The 26,611-nt window shown below is 50.0% G+C and carries 25 protein-coding genes; 19 read left to right on the top strand and 6 right to left on the bottom strand.

Annotation, left to right across the window (positions count from 1 at the left end; genetic code table 11):
- Positions 1–25: 25 nt before the first annotated feature.
- Positions 26–823, bottom strand: a complete 798-nt coding sequence (gene murQ, locus AWR27_RS17450) for an N-acetylmuramic acid 6-phosphate etherase (protein ID WP_077132379.1) — start codon at positions 821–823, stop codon at positions 26–28.
- Positions 824–946: 123 nt separating this feature from the next.
- Between murQ and ilvD the strand changes: the two genes are divergently transcribed.
- The 16 genes from ilvD to AWR27_RS17370 all read left to right on the top strand — a co-directional run bounded on the left by ilvD (position 947) and on the right by AWR27_RS17370 (position 16,864).
- Positions 947–2,647 carry a dihydroxy-acid dehydratase gene (gene ilvD, locus AWR27_RS17445; RefSeq protein ID WP_077132378.1) on the top strand — a complete coding sequence of 567 codons (1,701 nt, stop codon included), beginning with the start codon at positions 947–949 and terminating at the stop codon, positions 2,645–2,647.
- 16 nt (positions 2,648–2,663) lie between these two features.
- On the top strand, positions 2,664–3,203 hold the full coding sequence (locus tag AWR27_RS17440) for a hypothetical protein (RefSeq protein WP_198045026.1): 540 nt from the start codon (positions 2,664–2,666) through the stop codon (positions 3,201–3,203).
- Positions 3,204–3,278: 75 nt separating this feature from the next.
- Complete coding sequence (locus AWR27_RS17435; protein ID WP_077132376.1) at positions 3,279–3,566, top strand: nucleotidyltransferase family protein; 288 nt, start codon at positions 3,279–3,281, stop codon at positions 3,564–3,566.
- Positions 3,563–3,919 (top strand): HepT-like ribonuclease domain-containing protein, encoded by a 357-nt coding sequence (locus AWR27_RS17430; protein ID WP_077132375.1) that lies wholly within the window; start codon positions 3,563–3,565, stop codon positions 3,917–3,919. Before AWR27_RS17435 ends, AWR27_RS17430 begins: the two co-directional genes overlap by 4 nt.
- A gap of 41 nt (positions 3,920–3,960) precedes the next feature.
- Positions 3,961–4,539, top strand: a complete 579-nt coding sequence (locus AWR27_RS17425) for an O-methyltransferase (protein ID WP_077132374.1) — start codon at positions 3,961–3,963, stop codon at positions 4,537–4,539.
- A gap of 29 nt (positions 4,540–4,568) precedes the next feature.
- A complete protein-coding gene (ilvB, locus tag AWR27_RS17420; protein ID WP_083732892.1) occupies positions 4,569–6,356 on the top strand; it encodes a biosynthetic-type acetolactate synthase large subunit in 1,788 nt (595 codons plus the stop codon).
- Entirely contained in the window at positions 6,353–6,889 is a 537-nt protein-coding gene (ilvN, locus tag AWR27_RS17415) for an acetolactate synthase small subunit (RefSeq protein WP_077132373.1), read from the top strand. The genes ilvB and ilvN overlap by 4 nt, the downstream gene beginning before the upstream one ends.
- Positions 6,890–7,046: 157 nt before the next feature.
- Positions 7,047–8,090, top strand: a complete 1,044-nt coding sequence (gene ilvC / locus AWR27_RS17410) for a ketol-acid reductoisomerase (RefSeq protein ID WP_077132372.1) — start codon at positions 7,047–7,049, stop codon at positions 8,088–8,090.
- A gap of 336 nt (positions 8,091–8,426) precedes the next feature.
- Positions 8,427–9,611 (top strand): helix-turn-helix domain-containing protein, encoded by a 1,185-nt coding sequence (locus tag AWR27_RS17405; protein WP_083732891.1) that lies wholly within the window; start codon positions 8,427–8,429, stop codon positions 9,609–9,611.
- Between the two features lie 156 nt (positions 9,612–9,767).
- A complete protein-coding gene (locus tag AWR27_RS17400; protein ID WP_077132370.1) occupies positions 9,768–11,909 on the top strand; it encodes a M28 family peptidase in 2,142 nt (713 codons plus the stop codon).
- A gap of 177 nt (positions 11,910–12,086) precedes the next feature.
- Positions 12,087–13,316 (top strand): BamA/TamA family outer membrane protein, encoded by a 1,230-nt coding sequence (locus AWR27_RS17395; protein WP_077132369.1) that lies wholly within the window; start codon positions 12,087–12,089, stop codon positions 13,314–13,316.
- 33 nt (positions 13,317–13,349) lie between these two features.
- Positions 13,350–14,099, top strand: a complete 750-nt coding sequence (locus tag AWR27_RS17390; protein WP_077132368.1) for a DUF2490 domain-containing protein — start codon at positions 13,350–13,352, stop codon at positions 14,097–14,099.
- Positions 14,100–14,196: 97 nt separating this feature from the next.
- A complete protein-coding gene (ilvA, locus tag AWR27_RS17385; RefSeq protein ID WP_157579256.1) occupies positions 14,197–15,462 on the top strand; it encodes a threonine ammonia-lyase IlvA in 1,266 nt (421 codons plus the stop codon).
- A 5-nt stretch (positions 15,463–15,467) separates the two neighbouring features.
- A complete protein-coding gene (locus AWR27_RS17380; protein WP_077132365.1) occupies positions 15,468–15,677 on the top strand; it encodes a DUF4160 domain-containing protein in 210 nt (69 codons plus the stop codon).
- A gap of 53 nt (positions 15,678–15,730) precedes the next feature.
- Positions 15,731–15,982 (top strand): DUF2442 domain-containing protein, encoded by a 252-nt coding sequence (locus AWR27_RS17375; protein WP_077132364.1) that lies wholly within the window; start codon positions 15,731–15,733, stop codon positions 15,980–15,982.
- Between the two features lie 12 nt (positions 15,983–15,994).
- Positions 15,995–16,864, top strand: a complete 870-nt coding sequence (locus AWR27_RS17370) for a helix-turn-helix transcriptional regulator (RefSeq protein WP_077132363.1) — start codon at positions 15,995–15,997, stop codon at positions 16,862–16,864.
- A gap of 89 nt (positions 16,865–16,953) precedes the next feature.
- On the opposite strand, the gene AWR27_RS17365 is transcribed toward AWR27_RS17370, so the two are convergent.
- On the bottom strand, positions 16,954–17,361 hold the full coding sequence (locus tag AWR27_RS17365; protein ID WP_077132361.1) for an Hsp20/alpha crystallin family protein: 408 nt from the start codon (positions 17,359–17,361) through the stop codon (positions 16,954–16,956).
- A gap of 299 nt (positions 17,362–17,660) precedes the next feature.
- Here AWR27_RS17365 and hemC point away from each other — a divergent pair, with 299 nt between their 5' ends.
- Genes hemC through AWR27_RS17350 form a run of 3 tightly spaced genes read left to right on the top strand, consistent with a single transcriptional unit; the run spans position 17,661 to position 20,253 of the window.
- Entirely contained in the window at positions 17,661–18,587 is a 927-nt protein-coding gene (gene hemC, locus AWR27_RS17360; RefSeq protein WP_077132360.1) for a hydroxymethylbilane synthase, read from the top strand.
- A 16-nt stretch (positions 18,588–18,603) separates the two neighbouring features.
- A complete protein-coding gene (locus AWR27_RS17355) occupies positions 18,604–19,050 on the top strand; it encodes a GNAT family N-acetyltransferase (protein WP_077132359.1) in 447 nt (148 codons plus the stop codon).
- 12 nt (positions 19,051–19,062) lie between these two features.
- A complete protein-coding gene (locus AWR27_RS17350; RefSeq protein WP_077132357.1) occupies positions 19,063–20,253 on the top strand; it encodes an ABC transporter permease in 1,191 nt (396 codons plus the stop codon).
- A 105-nt stretch (positions 20,254–20,358) separates the two neighbouring features.
- Here the strand turns inward: AWR27_RS17350 and AWR27_RS17345 are convergent, their stop codons facing one another.
- Genes AWR27_RS17345 through AWR27_RS17330 form a run of 4 tightly spaced genes read right to left on the bottom strand, consistent with a single transcriptional unit; the run spans position 20,359 to position 26,388 of the window.
- A complete protein-coding gene (locus AWR27_RS17345; RefSeq protein WP_077132356.1) occupies positions 20,359–21,405 on the bottom strand; it encodes an adenylate/guanylate cyclase domain-containing protein in 1,047 nt (348 codons plus the stop codon).
- Entirely contained in the window at positions 21,402–21,779 is a 378-nt protein-coding gene (locus AWR27_RS17340; RefSeq protein ID WP_077132355.1) for a response regulator, read from the bottom strand. Before AWR27_RS17340 ends, AWR27_RS17345 begins: the two co-directional genes overlap by 4 nt.
- Positions 21,780–21,796: 17 nt before the next feature.
- Positions 21,797–23,173 (bottom strand): ATP-binding protein, encoded by a 1,377-nt coding sequence (locus AWR27_RS17335; protein ID WP_077132354.1) that lies wholly within the window; start codon positions 23,171–23,173, stop codon positions 21,797–21,799.
- Positions 23,174–23,208: 35 nt separating this feature from the next.
- Complete coding sequence (locus tag AWR27_RS17330; protein ID WP_077134049.1) at positions 23,209–26,388, bottom strand: cyclic nucleotide-binding domain-containing protein; 3,180 nt, start codon at positions 26,386–26,388, stop codon at positions 23,209–23,211.
- Between the last annotated feature and the right edge of the window lie 223 nt (positions 26,389–26,611).

Below are 26,611 nucleotides of genomic sequence, written 5' to 3'. Positions count from 1 at the left end.
TGCCATCTGTGTTCCTCTTGAAAAATCATCTATAATTCTCGATAGCCGCCCGCACACTGCCATACTTCGCCAGCAACTGCTCGGCAGTGGCATAATCGACACCGGTTTCGCTTATAACCATTTTAGCAGCCCTGTCTTTCAATTTAATATTCGATAGCTGCATATCGACCATTTTGTTGCCTTTCACCCGGCCCAACTGAATCATCACCGAAGTTGAGACCATGTTCAATACTAATTTTTGCGCCGTGCCCGATTTCATGCGGGTGCTGCCTGTCACAAACTCCGGTCCAACCACCACTTCGACAGGGTACTCAGCCGCCTGCGCTACTGCCGAGCCGGTATTGCAAACAATGCAGCCCGTCAGTAAGCCAGCGGCACGGGCCTGATTCAGCCCACCAATTACGTAGGGAGTTCGGCCCGAGGCAGCAATACCGATGACCGTATCGAGCGAGTCGGGCTGATAAACGGCCATATCGCTCCAGGCTTGTTCGGGGTCATCTTCAGCAAACTCAACCGCACTCCGAATGGCTACGTCGCCCCCGGCAATCAGCCCGATTACCAGGTCAGCCGGAACGCCGTAGGTTGGTGGGCACTCCGACGCGTCGACAATGCCGAGCCGACCGCTTGTACCAGCTCCAATGTAGAACAGGCGGCCACCCTCTTTCATGCGTTTCACGATTTCCGTAACCAGCGATTCGATTTGTGGAATAGCTTTTTCAACCGCCAATGGCACGGTTTTGTCTTCATTATTGATGTTCGTGAGCAGGTCGTGGACCGACATTTGCTCTAAATGATCGTAGTGGGATGCGGTTTCGGTAGTCATGGGTCAAAGGTAATAACAGGCACTCGCTACAAACAAATTACGAACAAATCTTGCCTTTCCGCAAAAGACTGTTTTTATTTACGGCGTTATTACACTATCAGCGAAATTTCGCTAATTGCAGAAATGATAGAAACGTCGTCAATTGTTGGTTTGAATAAATTCAGTCGCACGCTCACGCAGGAAATCAGTAATCCAGCCGCTCAGGCCATGTTATATGGTATCGGCCTGACCGAAGCCGATATGGAGAAAGCTCAGATTGGCATTGCCAGCACTGGCTATGAAGGCAATCCCTGCAACATGCACCTCAACGGCTTGTCGGTATACGTTAAGCAGGGTGTTCAGGCAAGCGGTATGGTTGGACTAATTTTCAACACCATCGGCGTTTCTGACGGAATGACCAACGGCAACGACGGAATGCGCTACTCGCTGCCCAGCCGTGACCTCATCGCCGATAGCATCGAAGCGGTAGTTTCGGCACAATGGTACGATGGTGTGATTACGGTAGTCGGCTGTGATAAAAACATGCCCGGTGCCGTAATGGCGATGGCCCGTCTCGACCGACCCGGCATTATGGTTTACGGTGGCACCATCCGGTCCGGCCATTACAAAGGGCAGAAATTAGACATCATTTCTGCCTTTGAAGCCTACGGTAAAAAAGTGGCCGGAACCATTTCCGACGAAGATTACAAGGGCGTTATCCAGAACTCGATTCCCGGACAGGGAGCCTGTGGCGGCATGTATACGGCCAACACGATGGCAAGCAGCATTGAGGCAATGGGTCTGAGTCTGCCGTTCAGCAGCAGCTACCCCGCCACGCACGAAGGCAAGCAGGAGGAGTGCAAAAAAATTGGCGCGGCCATGCGAGAACTGCTCCGGCGCGGCATCACGCCGAAAGATATCATCACGAAAGAATCGCTCGAAAATGCGCTGACATTAGTTATGGCACTCGGCGGTTCGACCAACGCGGCTCTGCACTATCTGGCAATTGCTCGCTCGGCAGGGCTTTCGCTGTCGCTCGATGATATTCAGGTTATTAGCGACCGGACGCCGTTTCTGGCCGACCTGAAGCCGAGTGGTAAATATTATATGGAAGACATGCTCGGCATTGGGGGCGTTCCGGCAGTAACGAAATACCTCTGGCAAAACGGGCTGATTCATGGCGATTGCCTGACCGTGACGGGTAAAACCGTAGCCGAAAACCTCGCCGAAGCTCCTGACCTCGATTTCGAGAGTCAGAAAATAGTATTTCCACTGTCGCAGCCGGTTAAGCCAACAGGTCATATTCAGGTGCTTTACGGCAACCTTGCTCCTAACGGGGGCGTGGCTAAGATTACGGGAAAAGAAGGCACCCGGTTTGAGGGCACGGCGAAGGTTTGTGAACACGAAGGCGAAATCATCGACTTTCTAAACCGGGGCGAAATTCTGCCGGGTCAGGTGATTGTGATTCGCAACTCCGGTCCGAAAGGCGGCCCCGGTATGGCCGAAATGCTGAAACCGACCTCCGCCATCATGGGCGCGGGATTAGGCGATAAGGTCGCGCTGATTACCGACGGACGTTTTTCGGGCGGTACACACGGCTTCGTAGTCGGTCATATTACTCCCGAAGCTGTTGAAGGCGGCACTATTGCCTTTGTGCGCGATGGCGACCGGATTACGCTGGATGCCACGACCCGCGAAATTACGTTGCACGTTTCAGACGCTGAACTGACCGAACGCCGGGCAGGCTGGGTAAAACCTGCCCCTCGTTTTACCAAAGGCATTCTGGGCAAATACATCCGTGCTGTGAAACCCGCTAATGAGGGTTGCGTAACGGATGAAGTATGATAAGATAATAACTACAATGCAATCAAAGGACTCACAATTCGTCGGGGCAGCAGGTACATACTACGTTATGGCAAAACTTGCCAGCATGCGCATTCATGCTTCTGTGACATTTGGAAATGCACCTTATGTTGATATTCTCGCTTGCTCTCCGACTGGGGAAAAACAAATTGCAATACAGGTTAAAACGGCTGAATTTGCCCGACGAACACGAGGGCGTGGATCTGACAAAAAATGGGCAAAGCTGGATTGGGCTTTGTCATATAAGGCTGTTAAAACACCGAAGTCAAATTTATTTTTTGCATTTGTCGACTTAGGTGGGGCCTGGGATTTTCATCAATCATCTAACATTTGGCAACCAACGGTTTACATTATTCCTTCCGTGAGGTTAACGAACGAAATATGTAAAGATTGGCAGGAAGGGTGGTGGAGATTACAGGTTGATAACAATGTTATAGATTCTTTCAAAGAAGATTGGAAGTCAATAGAGGAAGCTCTCACAGAACAACTTATCAATGAGCCTGTTGCCACAATGAAAGAAGAACTTAACAGCTTATAAATGTTTGTGCAATAATATTTTTATTGCACAAACCAATAAACGCTAAAACGTCATTGAACAACAAGTCAAACTGCCATGACAACGCCCGATCAAAATAGCAAAATCCTGAACTATCTCCGACAATATCAGCCGGAGTGGGTGGGTGTGTTTGGTTCGTGGGCGCGGGGTGAAAATCAGCAGGATAGCGACCTGGACCTATTAATAAAATTTAGTCGGCCTGTCTCGCTGCTGACATTTGTTCGTATGCAACGCGAACTATCCGAAATGCTCGATTTAACAGTCGATTTGGTGTCGGAAAACGGCATCAAAAATAAACGAATGCGACAGAATATTTTTCAGGACTTAAAACTGATTTCGCGATGAAAGACGACCAAATCTATTTGGAACACATCGCCAACAGTTTTATGAAGCTCCTTGAGTATGCGGAAGGAATGACACTGGAAACCTTTCTTTCTGACTCTAAAACGCAGGATGCTTGTGTTCGGCAGTTAGAAATTGCAGGAGAGGCAACCAAAAGGTTATCAATGCCACTACGTGAGCGATTCCCTAATGTACCTTGGAGAGACATGGCAGGAATGCGAGACCGGCTCATTCATCAATACATTGATGTTGACTTAATGATTGTCTGGGCAACTATAACAGACGATGCGGCTCCGCTCTTGATAGCTATTGAAAACATTCTTGATGCATTAGAAAGAGAAGCAACGGCCAAGTAGTGGTGCATACTAAACAAACCCGGAAAGTTTAACAAGAAGTAATGTTCAACGACGACATTCATACACTTCCCAAAGGTTTTTCAGCCATCGAAATCGCCAGTAAGTCGATCCGGTTTTCTATGCCTTCCGATTTGCAGACGGGAGCATTGCTGAAGACGCTGGCTGGCTCGAAACCCAAAGCCCGTGTTTTGGAAATTGGCACCGGCACAGGGTTGGCAACAGCCTGGCTACTGGCTGGTATGGATGCCGACTCGTCGTTACTATCCATTGATAATGAGCCGATTTATCAATCAGTGGCGGATAATATTCTGGGCGATGATGCCCGTTTAGAACTTCTATGCCTTGACGCCGGTGATTGGTTAGAAGTGAATCAGCATCAGCAGTTTGACCTGATTTTTGCTGATGCATGGCCGGGTAAATACGCTAATCTCGATGCTGCTCTGAACGCGCTGGCACCGGGAGGGATGTACGTTATCGACGATATGCTGCCGCAACCCAACTGGCCCGATGGTCACGGTGATAAGGTCGACAAATTAGTGACCGACTTAGCGAACCGAACCGACCTGAACGTCGTCAGAATGGCATGGTCGACAGGCATATTGATTGCCACAAAGAAATAGAACTGTAAATCAACAAACGCTCCAAACCAATGGAAACGGTCAGCGTACTTTCAGACATACAACCCGCCGTAGAGACCGCACCGGCGGACCGGCAAGATTTTGCGTCTCCTCCGCAACCTGCTATCCTGCCCCTTTCCGGCTCCGAAGCCCTGATGCGGTCGTTGCTGGCTGAGGGCGTCGATACTATTTTTGGTTATCCGGGCGGAGCCATCATGCCCGTCTACGATGCTCTGTATGACTATCAAGACCGGATTAATCATATTCTGGTACGGCACGAGCAGGGCGCAGGGCACGCGGCCCAGGGATATGCCCGGATGCAGGGTAGGGCCGGGGTATGTCTTGTTACGTCGGGGCCGGGTGCTACCAATCTTGTTACGGCCATTGCCGACGCACTTATCGACTCCACCCCGATGGTCTGCATTGTGGGGCAGGTGGCTAAGCGGTTGCTCGGTACAGACGCCTTCCAGGAAGCCGATGTGATGGGTGTAACGATGCCTATTACTAAATGGAACTACCAGATTACCAATGCCGATGAGGTGCCGGAAGTTATTTCAAAGGCGTTTTACATTGCCCAATCGGGGCGGCCCGGCCCGGTGTTGATTGACATTACAAAGTCGGCGCAATTAGAATTAATGACCCGACCGTTTCACTATGAATGCTGTCAGAGTATTATCAGCTACCGCCCTCGTTTAGTACCCAAAACCGAGCAGTTGGAAGCGGCTGCGAAGCTGATAAACGGGGCTAAACGGCCCTACATGCTGGTGGGTCACGGGGTTCAGATTGCTAAAGCCGAAGACGAACTGCGGCAGTTTGCCGAAAAAACGGGCATTCCGGTTGCTACTACCTTACTCGGTCAATCGACCATTTCGACCGGCCACCCGCTATACGTAGGCTGGTTAGGTATGCACGGTAACTATGGCCCCAACGTACTGACCGATCAGGCCGACGTGATTATCGCCGTTGGGATGCGCTTCGACGACCGCGTAACGGGCGACGCCAGCAAGTATATTCGGCAGGCAAAGGTTGTGCACATTGAAATTGACCCCGCCGAAATCGATAAGATTATCCGGGCCGATGCACCCGTGGTAGGCGATGCGAAGGCGGCCTTAAAAGCGTTGTTGCCGCTTGTGAACGCTAATGACCATACCGTTTGGCGCAACGAATTCAGAAAGTATGATGCCATAGAACATGAGAAAATTACGGTGCCAAGTCTGTCGGGCGATAGTGAAAAAATCCAGATGGGCGAAGTAATCGACCTGCTATCAAAAAAGACCAACGGCGAGGCTGTGCTTGTCACAGATGTGGGTCAGCATCAGATGATGGCGTCGAGGTATTACAAATTTCAGCGACCGAATAGTCTGGTAACATCGGGTGGGATGGGAACGATGGGTTTCGCGCTCCCGGCTGCGTTCGGGGCACAAGTAGCCGCTCCTGACCGCACAGTGGTAGCCATTATTGGCGACGGCTGTTTCCAGATGACTTTACAGGAGCTGGGTACCATTGTGCAGAACAAACAACCCGTAAAGGCCATTATCCTGAACAATAATTTTCTGGGCATGGTGCGGCAGTGGCAACAGTTGTTCCACCAACGCCGGTACTCGTTTGTAGAACTACAAAACCCTGATTTCGTGACTATTGCCAAAGGTTTCGGCATGGACGGGCACACCTGCGCCGACCGCACTACGCTGGCCGAATCACTCGATACCCTGCTGGCGCACGACGGGCCGTATCTGCTTGAAGTGATTGTCGAAAAAGAAGAAAATGTGTTTCCGATGGTGCCTGCCGGTGCCAGCGTCGCCCAGATCAGACTGTCATGACCACTTACACCATCTGCGTCTTCACGTCGAATACGATTGGGCTGCTCAACCGTATCACCATCGTTTTCACGCGCCGACGCATTAATATCGAAAGCCTGACCGTATCGGAAACCGAGCGCAAAGGCGTCTCGCGGTTCACGATTGTTATCAAGCACGAATCACGCGAAGAGGTTGAAAAACTTGTTCGGCAGATTCGTAAGATCGTAGAAGTAATGGCCGTTTTCGGCTATCTGAACGACGAGATCGTGTACAATGAAATCGCGTTGTTTAAAATCAGTACCCCGCTCGGCGCAAAACCACTCGACGTAGAAACGATCAACAAAGAGTATAAGGCGTGGGTCGTGTATTGGGGCTTAGATTACGTTGTGATTGAAAAAACTGGCGTGGAAGCCGAGATTTTCGATTTCTTTCAGTTTCTGCGGCATCAGCACGAGATTCTGGAGTTTGTACGCTCAGGCCGGGTGGCGGTCGGCAAGACCGAGAAGGGGCTGGTCGAATACCTGCCCGAAGCTGAATGGGCGTATTATTTGTAATTTGTTTTGTCATCCCGACGCAGGAGGGATCTCGAGTTAGAGCAGTCCGCTTGATAGCTATGGTTCGAGATCCCTCCTGCGTCGGGATGACAAAAAATTGCATCAGCAACAAAATACCGACTACAACTAATTTTTTACAACCTAAATACAGTACAGAATGGCACAAATTAACTTCGGCGGCACAGTTGAGAATGTTGTTACCCGCGAAGAATTTCCGCTCGAAAAAGCCCTCGAAACGCTCAAAGACGAAACCATCGCCGTTATAGGCTATGGCGTGCAGGGTCCTGGTCAGTCGCTTAACATGCGCGACAATGGCTTCAATGTAATTGTGGGTCAGCGCGAAGGCAAAACATACGACAAGGCTGTGGCCGATGGCTGGGTGCCGGGCGAAACGCTCTTCGGTATCGAAGAGGCCCTTGAAAAAGGTACCATCATCTGCTTCCTGCTGAGTGATGCCGCCCAGATTGAACTGTGGCCGACCGTAAAAGCTGCCCTGAAGCCTGGCAAATCGCTATACTTTTCGCACGGCTTCGGCGTAACGTATAAAGAAAAAACCGGTATTGTTCCGCCCGCCGACGTTGACGTGTTTCTTGTGGCGCCAAAAGGGTCGGGAACGTCGCTGCGTCGGTTGTTTGTCGAGGGCAAGGGCTTGAATTCCAGCTTCGCCATTTATCAGGATGCCAGCGGCAACGCCCGTGAGAAGTGCATTGCGATGGGTATTGGCGTTGGGTCGGGCTATTTGTTCGAGACCGATTTTTACAAAGAAGTAACCTCCGACCTGACCGGCGAACGGGGTACGCTGATGGGTGCCATTCAGGGCATTTTTGCTGCCCAGTACGAAGTGCTGCGTGCCAACGGCCACAGCCCCTCGGAAGCCTTCAACGAAACGGTTGAAGAACTAACGCAGTCGCTGATGCCGCTGGTAGCCGAAAACGGCATGGACTGGATGTACGCCAACTGCTCCACTACGGCGCAACGCGGTGCCCTCGACTGGTGGAAGCCCTTCCGCGACGCCACCAAGCCCGTTTTCGAGCAACTCTATAACTCGGTGAAAAGCCAGGAACAAGCTGAAATCAGCATCACGCGCAACTCGCAGCCCGACTACCGCGAAAAACTCGAAGTGGAACTGGCCGAACTGCGTGAATCAGAGATGTGGCAGGCCGGTGCTGCCGTGCGGAACCTGCGCCCGGAGCGGAGCTAAACCGAACCTGTGTAGTTACTTGCCTATCGGGTAGTGTGCAGCCATCAAGCCCGCGCCTACCCGATAGCATTTGATAAGTCGGCTCATTCGATTTACGGCTGGTGGGGCGTATAAGTTATATTGAACGTACTTACTTTTACTTCAAATTAATTATATAAGAAATAAATTACATTGTGTGTGATATATACTAAAGGCTATTGCTATTAAATTTATAAGTTATGATTTTGAGGAGCCATTGATATTTTGCACATTGTTAACAGCAGGGTAGGCCCAATATTTATTAATTTTACGGCTGACTGACAGTAAGATTTGTAACTATTTATCGGCTTCAAGCGTATGAGCGACTTAAAAGAAATCTTGACCGAGGTTACACTATTTCTTGAAATAGCAGGCTTTACGGCTTGTGGTTTAGTCAGTGTAATTTTATTGACCCGACGACGGAGTGTATCCAACGATACGTTTCTGCTGGGCCTAAGTCTCATCTGTTTAACTTACACACTTTTTCACACGTATCTGATCGATACGGGAAATATTATACATCTCCCTCATTTGTTTCGGGTGAGTGGCCCCTTCAACTTGGCTTACATGCCATTTTCTTACTTATATGTGCGAACGGTGGTGACAAAGAGACCACTACAAGCTACAGATTTTATCTTCTTCCTTCCCAGTATTAGCTATGTAATTAACTTCCTTCCCGTTTTCTTGTTGCCGATCTCTGAAAAAGAACCGCTCATTATAAACAGTACAATACACGTTTTAGACCGGGTTGATGAAGGCTGGTTTTTTCCGGCTGGTTTTTTCCGGTTCATGCTGTATGTATCGGGATCGCTGTTCTGGCTGGCTCAAGTGTGGGTTGTTTGCCGGATGATTGCAAGAAATCGAACTTCTGAATCGGTAAATCAATCACTTTCTGGCTGGTTAATCATTTATACTATTCTACAGGCGTTGCTTATTTTCCCTGCTTTAGGATTTTTATTACTGATTGGTCAGCAGGAAAACATCTGGCTCTGGTACACATTACCCGCCAGCCTGATTGGGCTTGTTACGGGTGGAATTCTGTTTCTCAAGCCAGCAATTCTGTATGGGCCTACTGAAGCCCCCCTCGTAAATCCGCTACATTCACCCGCAACGGATACGCCAGTCTCAATAGAAACCCTCCGCGAAGAGTTGCCACAAGGTTTAGTTAATGCATATAGCGGTAAACTTCGTTTTTTGCTGGAAGAGAAACAGGTTTTCCTTCAACCTAATTATACACTTCCGTTATTGTCACAGGAGAGTGGCATACCACTCCATCAATTATCGGCATTTATCAACCGGTATGAAAATGTGAATTTTAACGAATATATCAACCGGCACCGAATTCGGTATGCCCAAAGCCTGTTAGCTGACCCTACCTACCGCCGGAAAACGCTTGAAGCTATTGCTCGGGAGAGTGGCTTCAACACCCGTGCATCATTTATATCGGCGTTTAAGAAAACGACCGGCCATACCCCCTCCGAACACCTCCGTACCCTAAAATAGGTCGACACCCTGATACCGATTGTAAAAAGTTATAAGGCTATACAAACCCGCCCGGCAAAATTCATTATTCAACCCAGATTGCCACTATAATTGCCCCGGCTTAACAACAGTCATAGAAAGATGTGATTCTCCACTGCTTCGCCAGGCTACATATATATGAATAAATACTTATTTCTTATCTCCTTTGCGCTATTGACCCTCAATGTCAATGCGCAGTCAAGCAATAATGAACTGATTAACTCTATTGAGTCGATTAGCAGAACAAGTGCTGTGTCCGGCAGAGAGGATGATGCCGCTCAGTTTGTGCGGGCCTTGTTTAAAGCCGGTACGTTTAAACAGGACAGACTGGGCAATTTGATATTGACCATTGGTTCTGGTTCACCTAAACGGCTTTTTGCTGCTCCGTTGGACGAACCAGGCTACGCAATAACAGATATCGAAGAGAGCGGGTATCTGCGCATCTCGCCGGTTGGCTACGGCCATCATGGCACAATGTTTCACCAGTTTCTACAGGGAAATGAAGTGGTGATCGGTACTGAAAAAGGCCCGGTCAGCGCTGTAGCGGTTATACCCTCTCTGCATTTTGAGTTGATGCGGTCGGTACCTGAAGTTACAAAAAAGGTATATACTTGGCAGGAGACGTATATTGACGCTGGCGTAAATTCATCCAGTGAAATAGCCGAGAAAGGTATCCGACTGCTCGACCCGTTAACGACCGGCAAAAGACCACAAATTATTGATGGAAGATATTTGGCTGCACCTTCTGTCAAAGCAAAAGCTTCTGTGGTAGCATTAGCAACTGTTGCCAAAACATTGATGCAGTCAAAGGTTAGCGGCACAATTGTCATTGCCTTCACTGTGCAGGAACTGCTCAATCACAAAGGAATTGAGTCGGTGGTCTCAGCATACGGTCCTTTCGACCAGGTGGTACGGTTCAACCGTTTTTTAACAAAAAATCTTGGCGATAAGTCAGAGGTTCTGGTAAAAAGAAAAGTATCTGTAGCATCCGTAAATCAAACCGAAACGCAGCCTGCCTTCCCCTTTGAGTACCCGCTACATTCATTACCAGAGTGGGATTCGCTGAAAGTATATGACGTAGGATTACCGGCCAATTACGCATTTACGCCCGTTGAGATGATCCGGTCAGGCGATGTGGAGCAACTCATACAAACCTGGCTGCGGTTAGTGGAGGATAAAGCCTGGTCTGTAGTACCAGTTGTCAACAGCCCGGCTGTGCCTGCCCCGACTGTATATACTACGTTTCAGAAAGAACGTAGTATGATGAAAAAATTGGTGGATGTGTATGCAGTGTGTTTCGCCGAAAAACCAATGCGCGATTTTATCACCACTCAACTACCGGCGTGGGCCAAACCTGTAACCGATGAAAAAGGCAATCTGAGCGTAACATTTGGCAAAGGTAAACAGCACATTGCCTTTGTAGCCCATATGGATGAAGTAGGCTTTGCAGTGGATACCATTCTGGGTGACGGTCGTCTGGGATTATCCATGCGTGGCATGCTGTTTAATATCTCTTTTGAAGGTCAGGCGGCCTATATCGTTACGGAGAATAAGAAAATAATGGGTGTCTTTGAACCGAGGAAGGATTATATGACGGCTACCTCGCGCTTTCAAAAAATTTACACAGCCCCCCCAGTGGTATATGCAGGTTTTACGTCCAGAAAGGAAGCACTTGATGCGGGCATCGTAGAAGGAAAAACCCAGGTATTAATGCCCAAAAAGCTGGTCAGCCTGGGTAATAACAGAGCTACTGCCAAAGGATTTGACGACCGGGTAGGTTGTGCTGCTCTGTTGTTAGCTATGCAAAACATTGATCCTGAGACAGTACCCTTTAAAGTGACATTTATGTTCTCTATGGCCGAAGAGGTAGGCTTGGTGGGTACGGGTTTTGCTGCAAAAAATTACAAGGACCTGAGTGTGGTTTATCCGATTGATACGTATGTGTCAACGGATGACCCTGTAGAAGATAAAATTTTTGGGAATACGCCTTTGGGGGGCGGTGCTGTGATGAGAGTACTCGAAAATGTGGTTTTTTCCAGCCGGGAAAGTATGAAATACCTACAAGGTCTTGCAGCAAAAAATAATATCAAAATACAGTACGGAATGTCAGCCGGTTTTACGGACGGGCAACCCTTTATGAAATACGGGATTCCATCCGTTCCATTGTCATGGCCTGGCCGTTATTCGCATTCTCCTGTGGAGGTGTTAGACTACAGAGATTTGAGTAGCCTGGTCCAACTGGTAAGAGCCATTGTACTCGACAAAACGAAAGTTTACTAATCAAAAAAAAGGTAATAGGTTTTCGTAAAATGAGTGTCAGTTATTGAGCAATTAAGGAACATCCATGAATCTCCTCCCATTGCTCAATAACTGATAAGAAATGCCGTCGGTCTATCGAATCTGTATGCTATACATACGATAAACTGGCAGTAAAGAAATACAATAAAACTTCATAAGATGAAATCAATTCAACTTACACTACTGATTATCGGTTTGTTTGGCATAACAGCAAACGCACAAGACACAACCGTAGCTGTTGGCAAGAAAGAAAAGAAATTTACCATTATTCCAATGCCGGTGATAGCAGGAAACCCCACAACGGGGTTGATGCTTGGTGTGTCACCGGGTGTTTCTTTTATAAACGGTAATCCAGAAACGACAAGCATATCCAATTTTTTAGGAGCTTTTATCTACACCACCAAAAAGCAATTACTGACGTCGGTAAGAGGATCGTTATTTACTGAGGGAGACAAGTGGGTGTTCACAACCGATATCCGCTTCAATATAAACAGCCAACCTACTTACGGATTAAGCACCAGGTCAGAATCGGCTGACAATACCATTATCGGCAGGCAAGACGACGGTACTATTGATAATCTGTTTGGTGGTCCAACGCGGGAAGAAATGATGGGTTTCAATCATTTCAGGCTGTACCAAACCGTTCTGAAACGCTATAAAGATTCCCGGTTATTCTACGGCGCGGGGTATCATCTCGATAACATTTCTAAAATAGACGATAACCAGCTTGATCTTACGGCAACACCACAGTTACTAACCCATCACTATCGGTATCAAACCATCAAGAACCTGCCGCTTAACGGCTATACGCAATCGGGTGTTTCGTTAAACGTATCATTTGATAGCAGGGATAATATCGCCAATCCATACAAAGGTCGTTTGGCCTCAGCATCATTCCGAATAAACCCTTCGTTTTTGGGAAGTACGGCACCCAGCAGTCAGCTTTGGCTGGAGTACCGCGATTATATACATCTCAACAAAGCAAGGCCAAGAAACCTGATTGCCTTCTGGACATATGGGTGGTTTGTAACGGGTGGCGACGTGCCGTATATGTTTCTGCCGGCAGTGGGCTGGGATATGTTCAGCCGCTCAGGAAGACCCTATACGCAGGGACGGTTCCGTGGGGAAGACCTTTCGTATACCGAAGCAGAATGGCGTTTTCCGTTGCAACGAGTGAAAAATAAGATTGGCGGTGTAGTGTTCATCAACATGACATCGGCCAGTAGCCGTACAGAGAACATCGGCTTGTTCAGTTCAGCCCAGTTTGGGTATGGAGCGGGCTTCCGGTATATGCTTAGCGAAAAAAATCGGGTGAATCTTGGTATTGATTACGGAATAGGGCGAAATGGGGCTTCTGGCCTTTTTCTTAACCTGAATGAATATTTTTAAACAAGCATTTGACTATGAGCCTACTACGTTGTCATGAAAATTGCTCGGCTCGCTGTATTCTTGTGCACATCCGCTATTACGACAAACAGCTTTGCTCAAGGTAGTGTCACGTCCCAACATCAGGTTTGGATGGGGTATATGACCTCAACACAACTCAATAAGAAGTACAGTCTTTGGAATGACGCTCACTTTGTACCCGATGGTTTCTTTTTAATACGTACAGGGATTACCAGGCACCTAAAGCCGGTGAACATCACCGCAGGCTACGCGTATGGCAGGCTTCCGGTTAGTGCTGGTAATGGCAGTCTGAACAGGGCTGAGCACCGTCCGTGGGCACAGGCACAGGCATCATTTCCTTTGGGAAGACATGTCGTTGTTATTCCACGTTTCCGGTATGATGCGCGTTTCAGGCAGAACATAGCAAATGGAGAACCCGTAAATTCCTATTCATTCCTGAACCGGGTGCGGTTTATGACTACGTTGCGGAAGTTTATAACCGCCAACGAGACAACTATCGGCAGGCCGTTTGTCGGAATAAGCAACGAGCTACTACTGAATTTTGGCGCAAACGTAACGTTTAACCGCTTCGATCAAAACCGGATTTCGCTTACGGCCGGTACAAAATATAAAAATATTCAGGTTCAGGTCGGCTACATGAACCGATACGTCAAAACAGGTCCCGATAGGTTTACCCAAAATCATACATTGGTGTTGTGGGTTACGCACAACCTCAATGTAAAACGAACGGCGACCAAAAGCGATACAGAGTTGGATGGCGAGTGAGAAAACAAGTTAGTACATAGAAAAGATAACCGATTCGCCAGGAAATTATCTTTGTGCATCTCTGCGTTATCTCCGTGTATCTCTGTGTACTAATTCAATGGTAGCGACCGACACTCATCTCGCCTTTCCCGATCTTGACAATATCTACCTCGCGGCTAACCGGCTGCGGGGCGTGGCCGTGCATACGCCGTTGCAGGAAAATCTGAACCTGTCTGACCGATACGGAGCCACTATTTTTCTGAAACGCGAAGACTTGCAGGTCGTTCGGTCGTATAAGATTCGGGGGGCTTATAATAAAATGGCCGCGCTACCCAAAGAGGCTCTCACGAAGGGCGTGGTATGCGCCAGTGCGGGCAACCACGCGCAGGGCTTGGCCTACGCCTGCCGCAAAATGGGCGTGAAAGGCACAATTTTTATGCCTACCACTACGCCCAATCAGAAAGTAAAACAGGTGAAGCTGTTCGGCAAAGAGTTCGTGGAGGTCGTTCTGATTGGCGATACCTACGACGATGCCTTCAACGCGGCCAACGAGTACGTACAAACCCACGACAGTACATTCGTTCACCCGTTCGATGACGTATTGGTGATGGAAGGGCAGGGGACCGTTGGGCTGGAGATTTTCAAAGATGCCAACTTTAAAATCGACTACCTCCTGATGGCGATTGGTGGGGGCGGGCTGGCGTCGGGTGTTTCAACAGTGTTCAAACAACTGAGTCCACGCACCAAACTTATTGGCGTAGAGCCGCTCGGGTCGCCGTCGATGAAGGTGTCGATTGATGAAGGACACGTAGTACCGCTCGACCATATCGACAAGTTTGTGGACGGAGCCGCCGTAAAACGCGTGGGCGACACCACGTTTGAGATATGCCGCCAGAATCTCGACCGCGTAGTGCTGGTGCCGGAGGGCAAAGTTTGTACCACCATTTTGCAACTCTACAACGAAGAAGCCATTGTAGCCGAACCCGCCGGGGCACTCACCATTGCTGCGCTCGATTTTCTGAAAGACGAAATTCGTGGTAAAAACGTAGTGTGCTTAGTCGGTGGCGGCAACAACGACATTACCCGAACAGAGGAAATCAAAGAGCGGTCGTTGCTGTATGAGGGGCTGAAGCATTACTTCATTATCCGGTTTCCGCAACGTTCCGGTGCCTTCCGCGACTTTCTGAACGTGCTCGGTCCCAACGACGACATCACCCGCTTCGAGTACACCAAGAAAACCAACCGCGATACCGGCCCCGCCGTCGTGGGCATCGAGTTGAAGAACCGCGATGATTTCGAACCGCTCATCGAGCGAATGCAGGCGCAGAATATCGTGTTCGAGTACCTGAACGATCAGCCGGATATTTTTCAGTTTTTGATTTAACTATTATGCCAGAGATTAGCCGGTTTTACGGGATTGTTATTACAATGTATTTTAGTGACCACAATCCTCCGCATTTTCATGCACGGTATGGAGATGATAAAGCAGAATATGATATTCAAACGTTGGCTTTATTGGCAGGAAAGTTGCCCAAAAGAACACACTTCCTGGTTATTGAATGGGCAATAGAATACCGCGAAGAGTTGTTAAGAAATTGAGATAAGGCAATTGTACAGTCAGAATTAGACAAAATTAAACCATTGGAATAGGCATGAACGAGGTGACAGCTTTTCGGATAGTAAATGGTTATCAAGTCTGGATAAAGTTTCAGGACGGAGTTGAGAAAATAGTTGATTTTGAGCCATTTTTGGGTAAAGGGTTTACTGCCGAACTTCTCCAACCAGAAAAGTTTAAGCAGTTATATATTGAAGATGGTGGAGGGCTGGCCTGGCCTAATGGGTACGATTTTTGCCCGAACTATCTACATGATTACGTTGCCGACGTGCAACTGGCTCAAGCGTAGCAGACACAACTTATGCTCCGCGTACCCTCTTCCATATTGCCGAACCAATTCCAGTCGCTGAGCATCGGAAGGGCCGATGGGTCGGAGATGACGTTTGTGGCCTACCGGAGCGATGTGTATCCCGAACGAAACGAGGTGTTTTTCGAAGAACACGCCGTGATTGTAGTGCTCGAAGGCGAAAAAAAATTTAGTTCGCCCATGCAGGAACTGCACGTTCGGAAGGGCGATATTCTGTTCTTTCAGCGCGGCTGCTACTCCATGAACGAGTCGATAGACGCCAACTACCGTAGTTTGGTATTCTTCGTAAACGAAAAGCAATTGAAGGAGTTTGTGGGGCAGCATCTGACGCTGTTTCAGACTATCCATCCGGCCAATCTCCCTCCCGCCGATGCTCCTATTCTGTCGTTGTCATCATCGCCCACGTTCACAACGTTTATTCAGTCGCTGTTGCCGTACTTTGGTGCCAAAACGCCATTCCTGAATGAGTTGCTGCGGCTGAAGTTTCAGGAACTACTGCTTCATTTGCTCGAACGCGACATAACGGGGCAACTTCGGGCTATTCTGCAACAAATTTATCAGGGGCAAAAAGCTGATCTTGGTTATCTGATGAGCGTGTATTTGCTTAAACCGTTGTCAATGAACGAACTGGCCCGACTTTCGGGGCGGAGTCTGTCGGCGTTCAAGCGTGATTTTGAGGAACACTTTCACACCTCACCGGGGCATTGGATGCGGCAAAAACGGCTTGAACACGCCCATTTTCTGCTGCGTAACACCAGTAAGAATGTCTCGGAAGTGAGTATGGAAATTGGCTACGAAAGCGTTTCGCATTTTATTAAAGCCTACAAAGCACAATACGGGACGACGCCTAAGCGAACGGCGTAGTTTTGCCGAATAAATAAAGGTCGCTTCCGTGAAAGCGACCTTCGTACTAATCTATAGGCTACAGGGCAAACCCCGGACAGAAAATTAGGTTAAAACAAATCTTTAATGTCGATGCGCCGGTGCAGATGCTCTTCATCTTTGAAAGGTAGCATCACCATCACCTTCCCCTGTTCGTGAACGGCTTCAATCTGGTCGGCATCTACGAAAGTCGGAATGTCAAGAACGCGCAGGAACATAGGCACGGCCAGCCGCTGGCTATTCTCGTCCCCATCCTGATAGCTCGACTGACTTATCAGGAGCGTGTACAACACCAGTTTGTTACCCTCTACCAACACATTGAATGCACTGGCCCGCACGCCAGGTGCCGACATAGTGATAACCAGCCGGTCGTCCTCGCGGGCAACATTCATGGTTGTCTGGCTCGATCCGCCATATAACGTGTTAAGCAAATCAATTTGCCCACCCGTTCCTTTAAACACATGATCTATAGCTTTCATATGTGTTGCTGTTTACTGTCTACGTATTACCTTGTAGACAAATGCCGTGCCTAAGCTTTTTACAGCATAATTTGCGGTCAGAGTGTCAGAAAATACCTGCTTATTTTACCGGAAAAGTGCCTTTTTGGCGCATTCTGCCAGATAAATTGCCAATACAGACGTTTTTTGATTAGCGTTAACCGGGAAATGCTGCTACGCGATTTGTGGAATTGTGGTTACAGTTCTACATGTACTCCAACGCAATTTTGCCGAACAGATCCACCGCTTTCATAGCCGCCGGGCTGTATCTTTGTAGCCTTATGCAAATACGAATTGGAACCCGTAGTAGTCGGCTGGCCGTGTGGCAGGCCGAACACATTCAAACCCTGTTGCAGGCAGGCGGGTTAACGTCTGAACTGGTACTGATTGAGACAAAAGGTGATCAGGTATTGGATCGTTCCTTGTCGAAGATTGGCAGCAAGGGCGTTTTTACGCAGGAACTGGAAGATCAGCTTCGGGCTGGTTCAATTGATATTGCCGTTCATAGTGCTAAAGATTTGCCCTCCACGCTGCCTGCCGAACTGGCAATTATTGCATTTACTGAACGCGAACCAGCTAATGATGTACTGATTAGCCGTGACCCAACGCTGTCATTAGCGGGCGGGAAAGCATTCGTGATAGGTACGTCGTCAACGCGCCGGGTAGCTATGCTGAAACATTATTGCCCGCATCTGAGCACGGTCGATATGCGCGGCAACTTACAGACGAGGTTGCGGAAATTAGACGAAGGACACTGCGATGCACTGCTGCTGGCCTACGCCGGCGTTCATCGTATGGGTTACGACGATTTGATTGTGCAACGGTTGCCGCTCGATGAGTTTACGCCCGCTGTTGGGCAGGGTAGTATTGCCATCGAAGCCGCCGAATCGCTCGTTGTCGATAAACTGGCTGCTATCCGAAAACTGACAAATCACGAGCCAACCGAAGCCTGTCTGCTGGCCGAACGGGCGTTTCTGGCGCGGCTGGAAGGTGGTTGCAGTATTCCGTCATTCGCGCTTGCACAGTGGAACAACGCTGAAACGATTCGTTTATCGGGTGGCTTAGTCAGCTTAGACGGCAGCCAACTCCTGCGGGAAACGTTCGTTGGTGGGCCACACGAAGCTTTGGCACTCGGCCATGCACTGGCCGAAAGTATTCTGGCTCGCGGGGGCGATGAGCTTCTGGAGCAAATTCGTCAGTACCTGTAATAATGTATACCTGTTTATGACAATCAGAATTGCCCGGTCAGACGATGATATTCGCCAATGCCTTCCTGCCATGCTGGCTTTGCGGGCCAATCTAACCTCTGAACAAGCCTTCGAGCAAATCAGGCTTCAGCAACAAACCGACGGTTATATACTGGCGTTTGTTGAGTTGCAGCACGCTGATGAACCGGCTGTTCCCGCTGTTGTTGGGTATCGCTACCTGAATTTTCTGTTTAGTGGTAAAACCATTTATATAGATGACCTCTCGACGCTACCCGAAGGGCGAGGAAAAGGTTACGCTACGGCACTGCTCGACTTTGTTATTGATCAGGCGAAGCAATCCGGTTGCCTGTCCGTATCGCTTGATTCAGGACAAAATCCGGCTCGTTATGCAGCCCACCGGCTGTATTTAAGTAAAGGGTTTAACATCACCAGTCATCACTTTCATCTGGCATTGCAAGGCTGAACGTATCGGGCTATGAATCTATTTAAAATCAGTTGGAGTAATCTGAACGACAAGCCATTGAGCAGTTTCCTGAGCGGGCTTCTCATGACGTTTGGCATTACCATTATCTCGCTCCTGCTGCTGCTCAATAAGCAGTTAGACGATCAGTTCCGGCGCAATATCAAAGGCATCGACATGGTGCTGGGCGCGAAGGGAAGTCCACTTCAACTGATTTTATCCAGCATCTATCAGGTCGACGCGCCGGTGGGCAATATTCCGCTGGCTGAGGCCGAGCAGTTGACGCGTAACCCAATGATTAAAACCGCTATTCCGCTCGCAATGGGCGATAATTACCGGTCGTTCCGAATAGTGGGAACCAATCAGAAATACCTCGATCATTTTGATGCTACGGTAGGGCAGGGGCGCATGTTTACAAAAGAGCTTGACGTAGTGATTGGTCCTCGGGTGGCCGACGTGGCGGGCCTGAAACTCGGCGATTCATTTGCCGGTTCGCACGGCTTAGACGCGGAGGGCGAAGAACATGCTGAATCGAAATATACAGTGGTGGGTATTCTGAAACCCACCAATACCGTGGCTGACCAACTGATTTTAACCCCTCTTTCGAGCGTTTGGGCCATTCACGAAGGGCACAGCGAAGGCGAGGAAGACACCGAAGCAGATGGGCGAGAAATCACAAGTATGCTCATCAAGTTTCGAAATCCAATGGGCATGATGCTGGCGCGGGGCATCAATCAGAACTCGAAGTTGCAGGCCGCATTGCCCAATATCGAAGTCAACCGGCTGTTTTCCTTGCTGGGTATAGGCGTCGACACGCTGCGGGGGCTGGCCGTTATTATTATGCTTATTTCGGGTATCAGCGTGTTTGTATCGCTCTACAACTCGCTGAAAGAACGACGCTACGAAATGGCTCTGATGCTATCGATGGGAGCCACGCGGGCACAGTTGTTCGGAATGCTGCTGCTCGAAGGATTAGTGCTGGCTCTGATAGGCTTCGCGTTAGGCATTCTGCTAAGTCGCGTTGGTCTGTGGCTATTTTCGAATAGCGTTTCCTCCGAATATCATTACGACTTAGCCGCGTTCGGACTCCTGCCCGAAGAATGGATTTTGCTGGGCGTTGCGGTGCTAATTGGTTTGCTGGCCGCTGCCCTGCCCGCACTTGGCGTATACCGCATGAACATTTCAAGAACGCTGGCAGAGGAGTAAAGAGTGAAAAATGAAGAGTGAAAAGTGAAGAGTTTAGGTCCCTCACTTTTCACTTTTCACTTTTCACTCTTCACTCTTCACTCTTCACTCTTCACTTTTCACTCTTTACCCCACCACATTATACACGACAACGGGAGCTTCTTTATTTTTCAGCTTTACTTCGCCAATGCGTTCGCACGTAAATGATTCGGCAACTTGCTGCTGGGAGGCTTCCGAAATCACGATCTGCCCTGCACGGGCAACTGTCTGGAGCCGCTGCGCCATGTTTACGGCATCGCCGATAACAGTGTAATCTAACCGCCGGAGGGTGGCCGAGCCAATATTACCCGACACCATCTCGCCCGTGTTGATACCGATAGCGACTTCGGGGTGATAGACTGGTTGGGTGGGCAGGCTTTCGCCAATGCGTGCAATTTGCGCCCGAACGCCCAAAGCCGCTTCAATGGCCCGGTCGAGGTGGTACTCGCCCCGGAAAACGGCCATCACGGCGTCACCCATGAACTTATCGACATGACCACTCTGGGCGATAATTTCTTTCACCATCACATCGAAATAGCGGTTCACTAACTTTACAACGGTGTCGGCGTGTTCGCGTTCGGCAATAGCCGTAAAGCCGCAAATATCGATGAACATGACTGTAGCCGTAACGGTTTCGCTGGCCGATAAAGAATGTTCAAACTCGGCCTTGCTCATGAACGTCAGTACCGACTCATCGACGTACATACGCAGAATATCGTTTTCGCGAATGGCCTGCACGGTTTGGCGGAGTTGAGCAATGTACTCCATCGTTTTTTGCATGGTCAGTTCGAGGTCCTCAAAATTGACGGGCTTGGTAACGAAGTCGAACGCGCCCCGATTCATAGCCGTGCGGATATTTTCCATATCGCCATAGGCCGACACGATTACGGCTTTGAGCATCGGGTTTGTTTCATGCAAACGCACCAGGAGCGTCAGGCCATCCATGCCGGGCATGTTGATGTCGGTCAGCACCATATCGATGTCGGGGTGTTCGTTCAACAGGGCGAGAGCCTCATGACCATCGTGAGCAAATACGAACTCATACTGCTTCTCCCGAATCTGCCGCCGAAACTTCTGTTTGATGAGCAGTTCGAGATCGGTTTCATCATCAACAACCAGAATTTTAGCTTTCATGCAAGGCTGCGTAGTTTTTCTTTCAAGAGACTGAAGTCGAGCGGTTTGGTTAGAAAATCGTTGGCACCGAGTTGCGTGGCCTGTTGTTTCGAGTCGTCGTCGCCATAGGCCGTAATCATCATAACAACGGGTGGGGGCGGCATGTTATAATCGGACCGAATATGTCGGAGCAACTCAAACCCGCTCATGCCGGGCATGTTGATGTCTGACAGGATCAGCACGACCTCCGAGGGGCGGCTGGCTAAATACGTCAGGGCCTCTTCCCCTGAGTTGGCAAACGACATCTCAAACTCGCCCGCCCGAATCTCGCGCCGAAACCGCTGCTGAAACAAATCCTTAACGTCTGCTTCGTCGTCAACTACTAATATTTTCATCGTGCTATAAGTGTCTGTCAGGCCGGTAAAGAGATTGTAAACGTAGTGCCTTTGTTTTCTTCACTGCTCACCATCAGCGTGCCGTTATGGCCTTTGGTGACGATATCATAAGCCAGCGACAGGCCCAGCCCGGTGCCTTCGCCAGTGGGTTTGGTCGTAAAAAAAGGCTGGAAAATTTTCTGAATCGCCGATTCGGGGATGCCCGTTCCGTTGTCGGCCACCCAAATCACGGCCTGACCATCCTGGCAGCGTGTGCTCACGCTCACCCGAGGCTGGTAGCTACTCGAAGCAGGCTGGCTTTTCTGGCGTTCGCGAACGGCGTAGAACGCGTTGGTAAACAGGTTGAGCAACACCCGGCCAATATCCTGAGGTACAACGGTGACAAGACCCAGCGACGGGTCGGTATCGACCGAAAACTGGGCGTTGAAAGACTTATCTTTCGCCCGCAGACCGTGATAGGCCAATCGTAAGTATTCGTCGCAGAGGGCGTTGAGGTCAGTAGGTTCGCGTTGGCCGGTGCCCGCCCGGCTGTGTTGCAGCATCCCTTTCACAATGCTGCTTGCCCGCCCGCCATGTTGGGTAATTTTGTGCAGGTTCTGTCTTAAATCGGCCAGCAGGTCGGCTTCCAGTTCCTTGTCTCCTGCGTCGCCTTTTTCGCGTTCCTCTTCCAGTTCGGTAATTAGTTCGACCGACACTTCGGCGAAGTTATTGACAAAATTGAGCGGATTCTGAATTTCGTGGGCAATGCCAGCGGTCAGTTCACCCAATGAAGCCATCTTTTCAGAATGAATCAGTTGATTCTGAGTAGCTTTCAGATCGGCGAGTGCTTGTTCGAGTGCCTCTTTCTGGGACGTGATTTCGGCGGTTCGTTGCGAGACTAAGTATTCGAGTTCCTGCTTTTTGGCTTCAATTTTCTGAAGTTCCTCTAATTCCAGCCGACGTTGCTCTTCCACCTTTACCGCGCTTTTCTTCTGCCGGTTGGCAATGAAGAAGAACGAAAACAGCCACAAAATGGCAAACCCGGCTGCTGACCCGACATAAACATCGTAGTCGTTATAGATGCTGGGGGCAATAGCTTTGAACAGCTTACCAAGTACGGTCACAACGGCCAGCGGAGCCAGGGCCAGCAGAATGGTGCGGGCGGGCTGATAATTTTTGATGCGCCAGATGGTGTAGCAGACAATGCCATACACGCCCGCCCATACCCAGAACGTAGCGGTTTCGCCCCCTTTGAACAGGACGAAAATGCCGATCAGAACACCCGCAGCCGGCCAGGCATTTTTATACACCCAGTCCCAGTCGGGCAACCGCGTGGGTATGTCCAAGAATTTGCGTAGGTATTGGAGCATAAGGGCCGCCGTGACAATGGCCCCAATTCCGTCGGGTATAGACATAGGATATAGGCGATGAGGGTTTGGATATAGCGTTATCAGGTAGACGCCACTGTCGCCCGGCCTGCCATCACATCATTTTGCCGTCGAATCCGGGCCGACAGGCTTCGGATAATGCTGCGTAGTACTTCACCACGTTCTTCCATCAGGTCGTAGAAATCATCCTGTTCGAGCCGAAGTAGCCGCAGGTCGGTCAGGGCAACGGCAGTGGCCGAGCGGGTTTCGGCGTCGAGCAGAGCCAGTTCGCCAAAAAAATCGCCCCGGCCAAAGCGTGTCAGTTCGGTGTTGCCGTCGCGAATGCTCACCTCGCCTTTGTCAATCACGTAGAGAGCCGTGCCGAGGTCGCCCTTGTTAAATAGCACCGTGCCTGCCGGGTGCTGTTCTTCGCGCATGATGGGTGTAATGCTCGCCAGCACGTTTTCGGGCGTGAACGTAAACAGGCTTGTGTTGGCTAACAGCAATACGCGGTCGTATTCAGAAATCTGGCTTGCATGGGTTGACTGATTCATAAGCAGGGGCGAAGGAGTAGAAGCCGCTGAATTGATTTTCTGCCGGGCGATGTCGGCGTCGGCAGACGACAACATCCGTAAAGCCCGGTGTACTGTCCAGGCCGTAAAATACATCTCGCCGTTTTCGAGAATAAACGCCTGGATGGTTTCTGGTTGCCGGAACAGACCGAGTTCGGCGTCTAAGATGCGTACTTTTTCGGCGCGGGGCAAATCGTCGATCAATACCTGCAAGGTTTGGTAGGCCGATCTGGGAATCAGGTTATCGAGAATTTCGAGGGCGTTGGCCCGGCGTTCGCGGGCGGGGTGGTTCACACCAGCACGGGCGTGGGCAATGGTGTCTGAATCATACAGTTGCGTCAGAATATCGAACAGCCGCTGCATGAGTACCGATAACTCATAATCCAAGGTTTTTGTCAGCTCAGGGGTTGTTAGGCTACCATGCAGAAGCCGATGAGCCAACGCCAGTTCGTCGGTAAGCAGTTTGTGGAATAGCGCGTCATCGTCGCTGATATTCGGAAACCGACGCAGCCCACGAAGAGCGGCTCCGCGCACGTGTCGGTCAGGTTTCTGGGCCAGTTCGTTGAGTAGCTCCCGATTCTCCGGCGTCCGTACCGACCCGGCAATACTGGTTACGCGTTCGTGCAGGAGCCGGTCCGACTGGGTCTGCATCAGCCGACGCAGTTCAGGCACTGTACCCGATGGGTGCGCTTTCAGAGCCTGCATAGCCAACCGGCCCGACGTAGCGTCGAGTAGTGCATTCAGGAGCTGACCCCGCAAATCGGAATCGGTGAGTTGCCCGGCAGTGTTAAACGCCTGTTTTCTAAGAGCAACATCCGGGCTTTTGAGCCGTTGTTTCACTGCCGTAGCAAAATCATTAAGCCGGAGTTGGGCAATGAGTTGCAACGCCATCGGCTGCCGGGTCGGGTCAGCATCGGTTAGCAGATTAGAAAGCTCCTGTCGGGCGGCTGCGTCGCGTGGATTTAGTTCGAGAATGCCCCGAATCGTACCTTGCCGGATGGCGAGATCAGAATGATGTAATAACGGGCCTATTTCAGACGCAGACGCGCTTACCCGCCTGCCCAGTAAATAAGCGGCCTGTTGACGAAGCTCAGGCTCCGTGTCGGTCAGGGCGATGTGCGTAACGGGTTTTACCGGAACGGGCAGGCTCAAATCGGCCAGAGCATCCAGCATCCGCCGTCGTACCGTTGTATCAGCATGCTGAAGCAGAGGAGTAGCGTGCTCCAGCAGCGCGTTTGGGTTTTGATTTCGGAGCCAGCCAATAGCACCTACCACTTTTGCCGGGTCGGAGCTTTGCAGTTGAGCAATAATGCTTGTTTGGGCGGTTTTAGGCATTGCCAACTGGTCGCGCTCCAGAAACCGCCGACCGATGGCGTCGTTTAGTTCCTGCAAATATCGCCGATAGGTCCGGCCCAGGAGCCATACGCCCACGCCCAGCAGAATAGCCCACACCAGCGGTGCCAGAGCTTCGAGCGCAGGCCGACCGTGTAGCCCGAAAATCAGAAAACCGGCCACTCCCAGCCCAATAGGCTCGTACAAACCTTTCACCAGCGTGTGGCCCTGCAACCGCTGCGGAGCCGACAATGGCTGAAACAACACTAAAAATACAGGGTCGAACAAGGCCCGACGGATGACCTCGAACACTAAATACAGTCCACAAAAATAGATCAGCAGGCTGGTTTCGTCGGGCAATACGGCGTTCAGAATGCTCAGGCCAATCAGCCCGGTAAGTGCCACCCACGGCAGCACCAGCAACGACCGTTGAATGCCAAAACGGTCGAGTGCCTGCCGCGATAGCAGCAGCTTCACTATCATTGCCACGCCGTAAGTAATTGCCAGCACGATACTAACGTACTGAATAACATCGGTTTGATCGTGAAAGCGGTGTTTGACATTGACAAAAAAACTGTACTCGATTTCGGTGGCAACGGTTGTTAACACGGCCATACTCAGGCACATGAAAAAAACCAGTTCGCTACCGCCGAATCGGTTGCCGATGAGCGGCATCGGTTCGCGCTGCACCGACCGCGCCGGGCGATGAACAGCCTCTACATCGTGTGATAGAATGGTAAGCCGCAACACATAAAGCGACGCCAGAAACGCGCCCAGTGCAACAATCAGGAGCCGTAGCACTTCTTCATGGGCGTGTACCAAAGCCGCCAGCACAGCCCCCAACGCTTTGGCCGGCATATCGCCCGAACTGATCACGCTGAACAGCCGCTTGCTCTGCCGCGTATCGAACACCACCGCCGACACGCCCCAAAATTCCAGATTTGCCAGCAGGTAAATAATCCGGTATCCTACCATAATTGCCACAGCAGCCGCCACCGAATGACCGACCACAACCAGTACGCCAACCACCACCGTCAGCACCGTAACGGCCAGCAGCACCCGAATGGCTAAGTTACTCAGCAGCAAATGGTGTTCGTAGTGCGCATATAACCGCCCAACCAGTATCATGCCCATCGCCGAAAAAATATATGCCAGTGGCAAACTGGTTTCAGGCTGGTTTTCGAGCAGAATAGCATTGGCCGCTACGTAAATCAGGATCGTGCCGATGCCGAGCAGAAAATTATGCAGAAAAAACAGCCCTACCGTCCGGACTTCGTCGGGCCGGATGCCCAACGCCCGTTGCCAGCGTGGGGCCTGTAACGAATACGAGGTTGCAGAAGATGCCGTTTCGACGTTCATAAGGGAAATCAGCGGGCGCGATTGTTGGTCAAATATACGCAGGAGTGCGGGAAAGGGCGAATCAGGCATTCGCAAACGGCCTGTTTCGTTACGTAATCCAACGCAAACGGTTGATTCGTCGGAAAATAGTTATTCAACCAAACCTACAAAAATGCTGTTGTATTAGTGAGCGCGTTATGGCCTGCAACCCAATTGATAAAAACGCCATTATTTGCCGTCAACT

This window comes from Spirosoma montaniterrae, from assembly GCF_001988955.1.
Taxonomy (GTDB): Bacteria; Bacteroidota; Bacteroidia; order Cytophagales; family Spirosomataceae; genus Spirosoma; species Spirosoma montaniterrae.
Note: the sequence above shows the minus strand (reverse complement) of the source record. Positions and strands in the feature narration are given on the sequence as shown.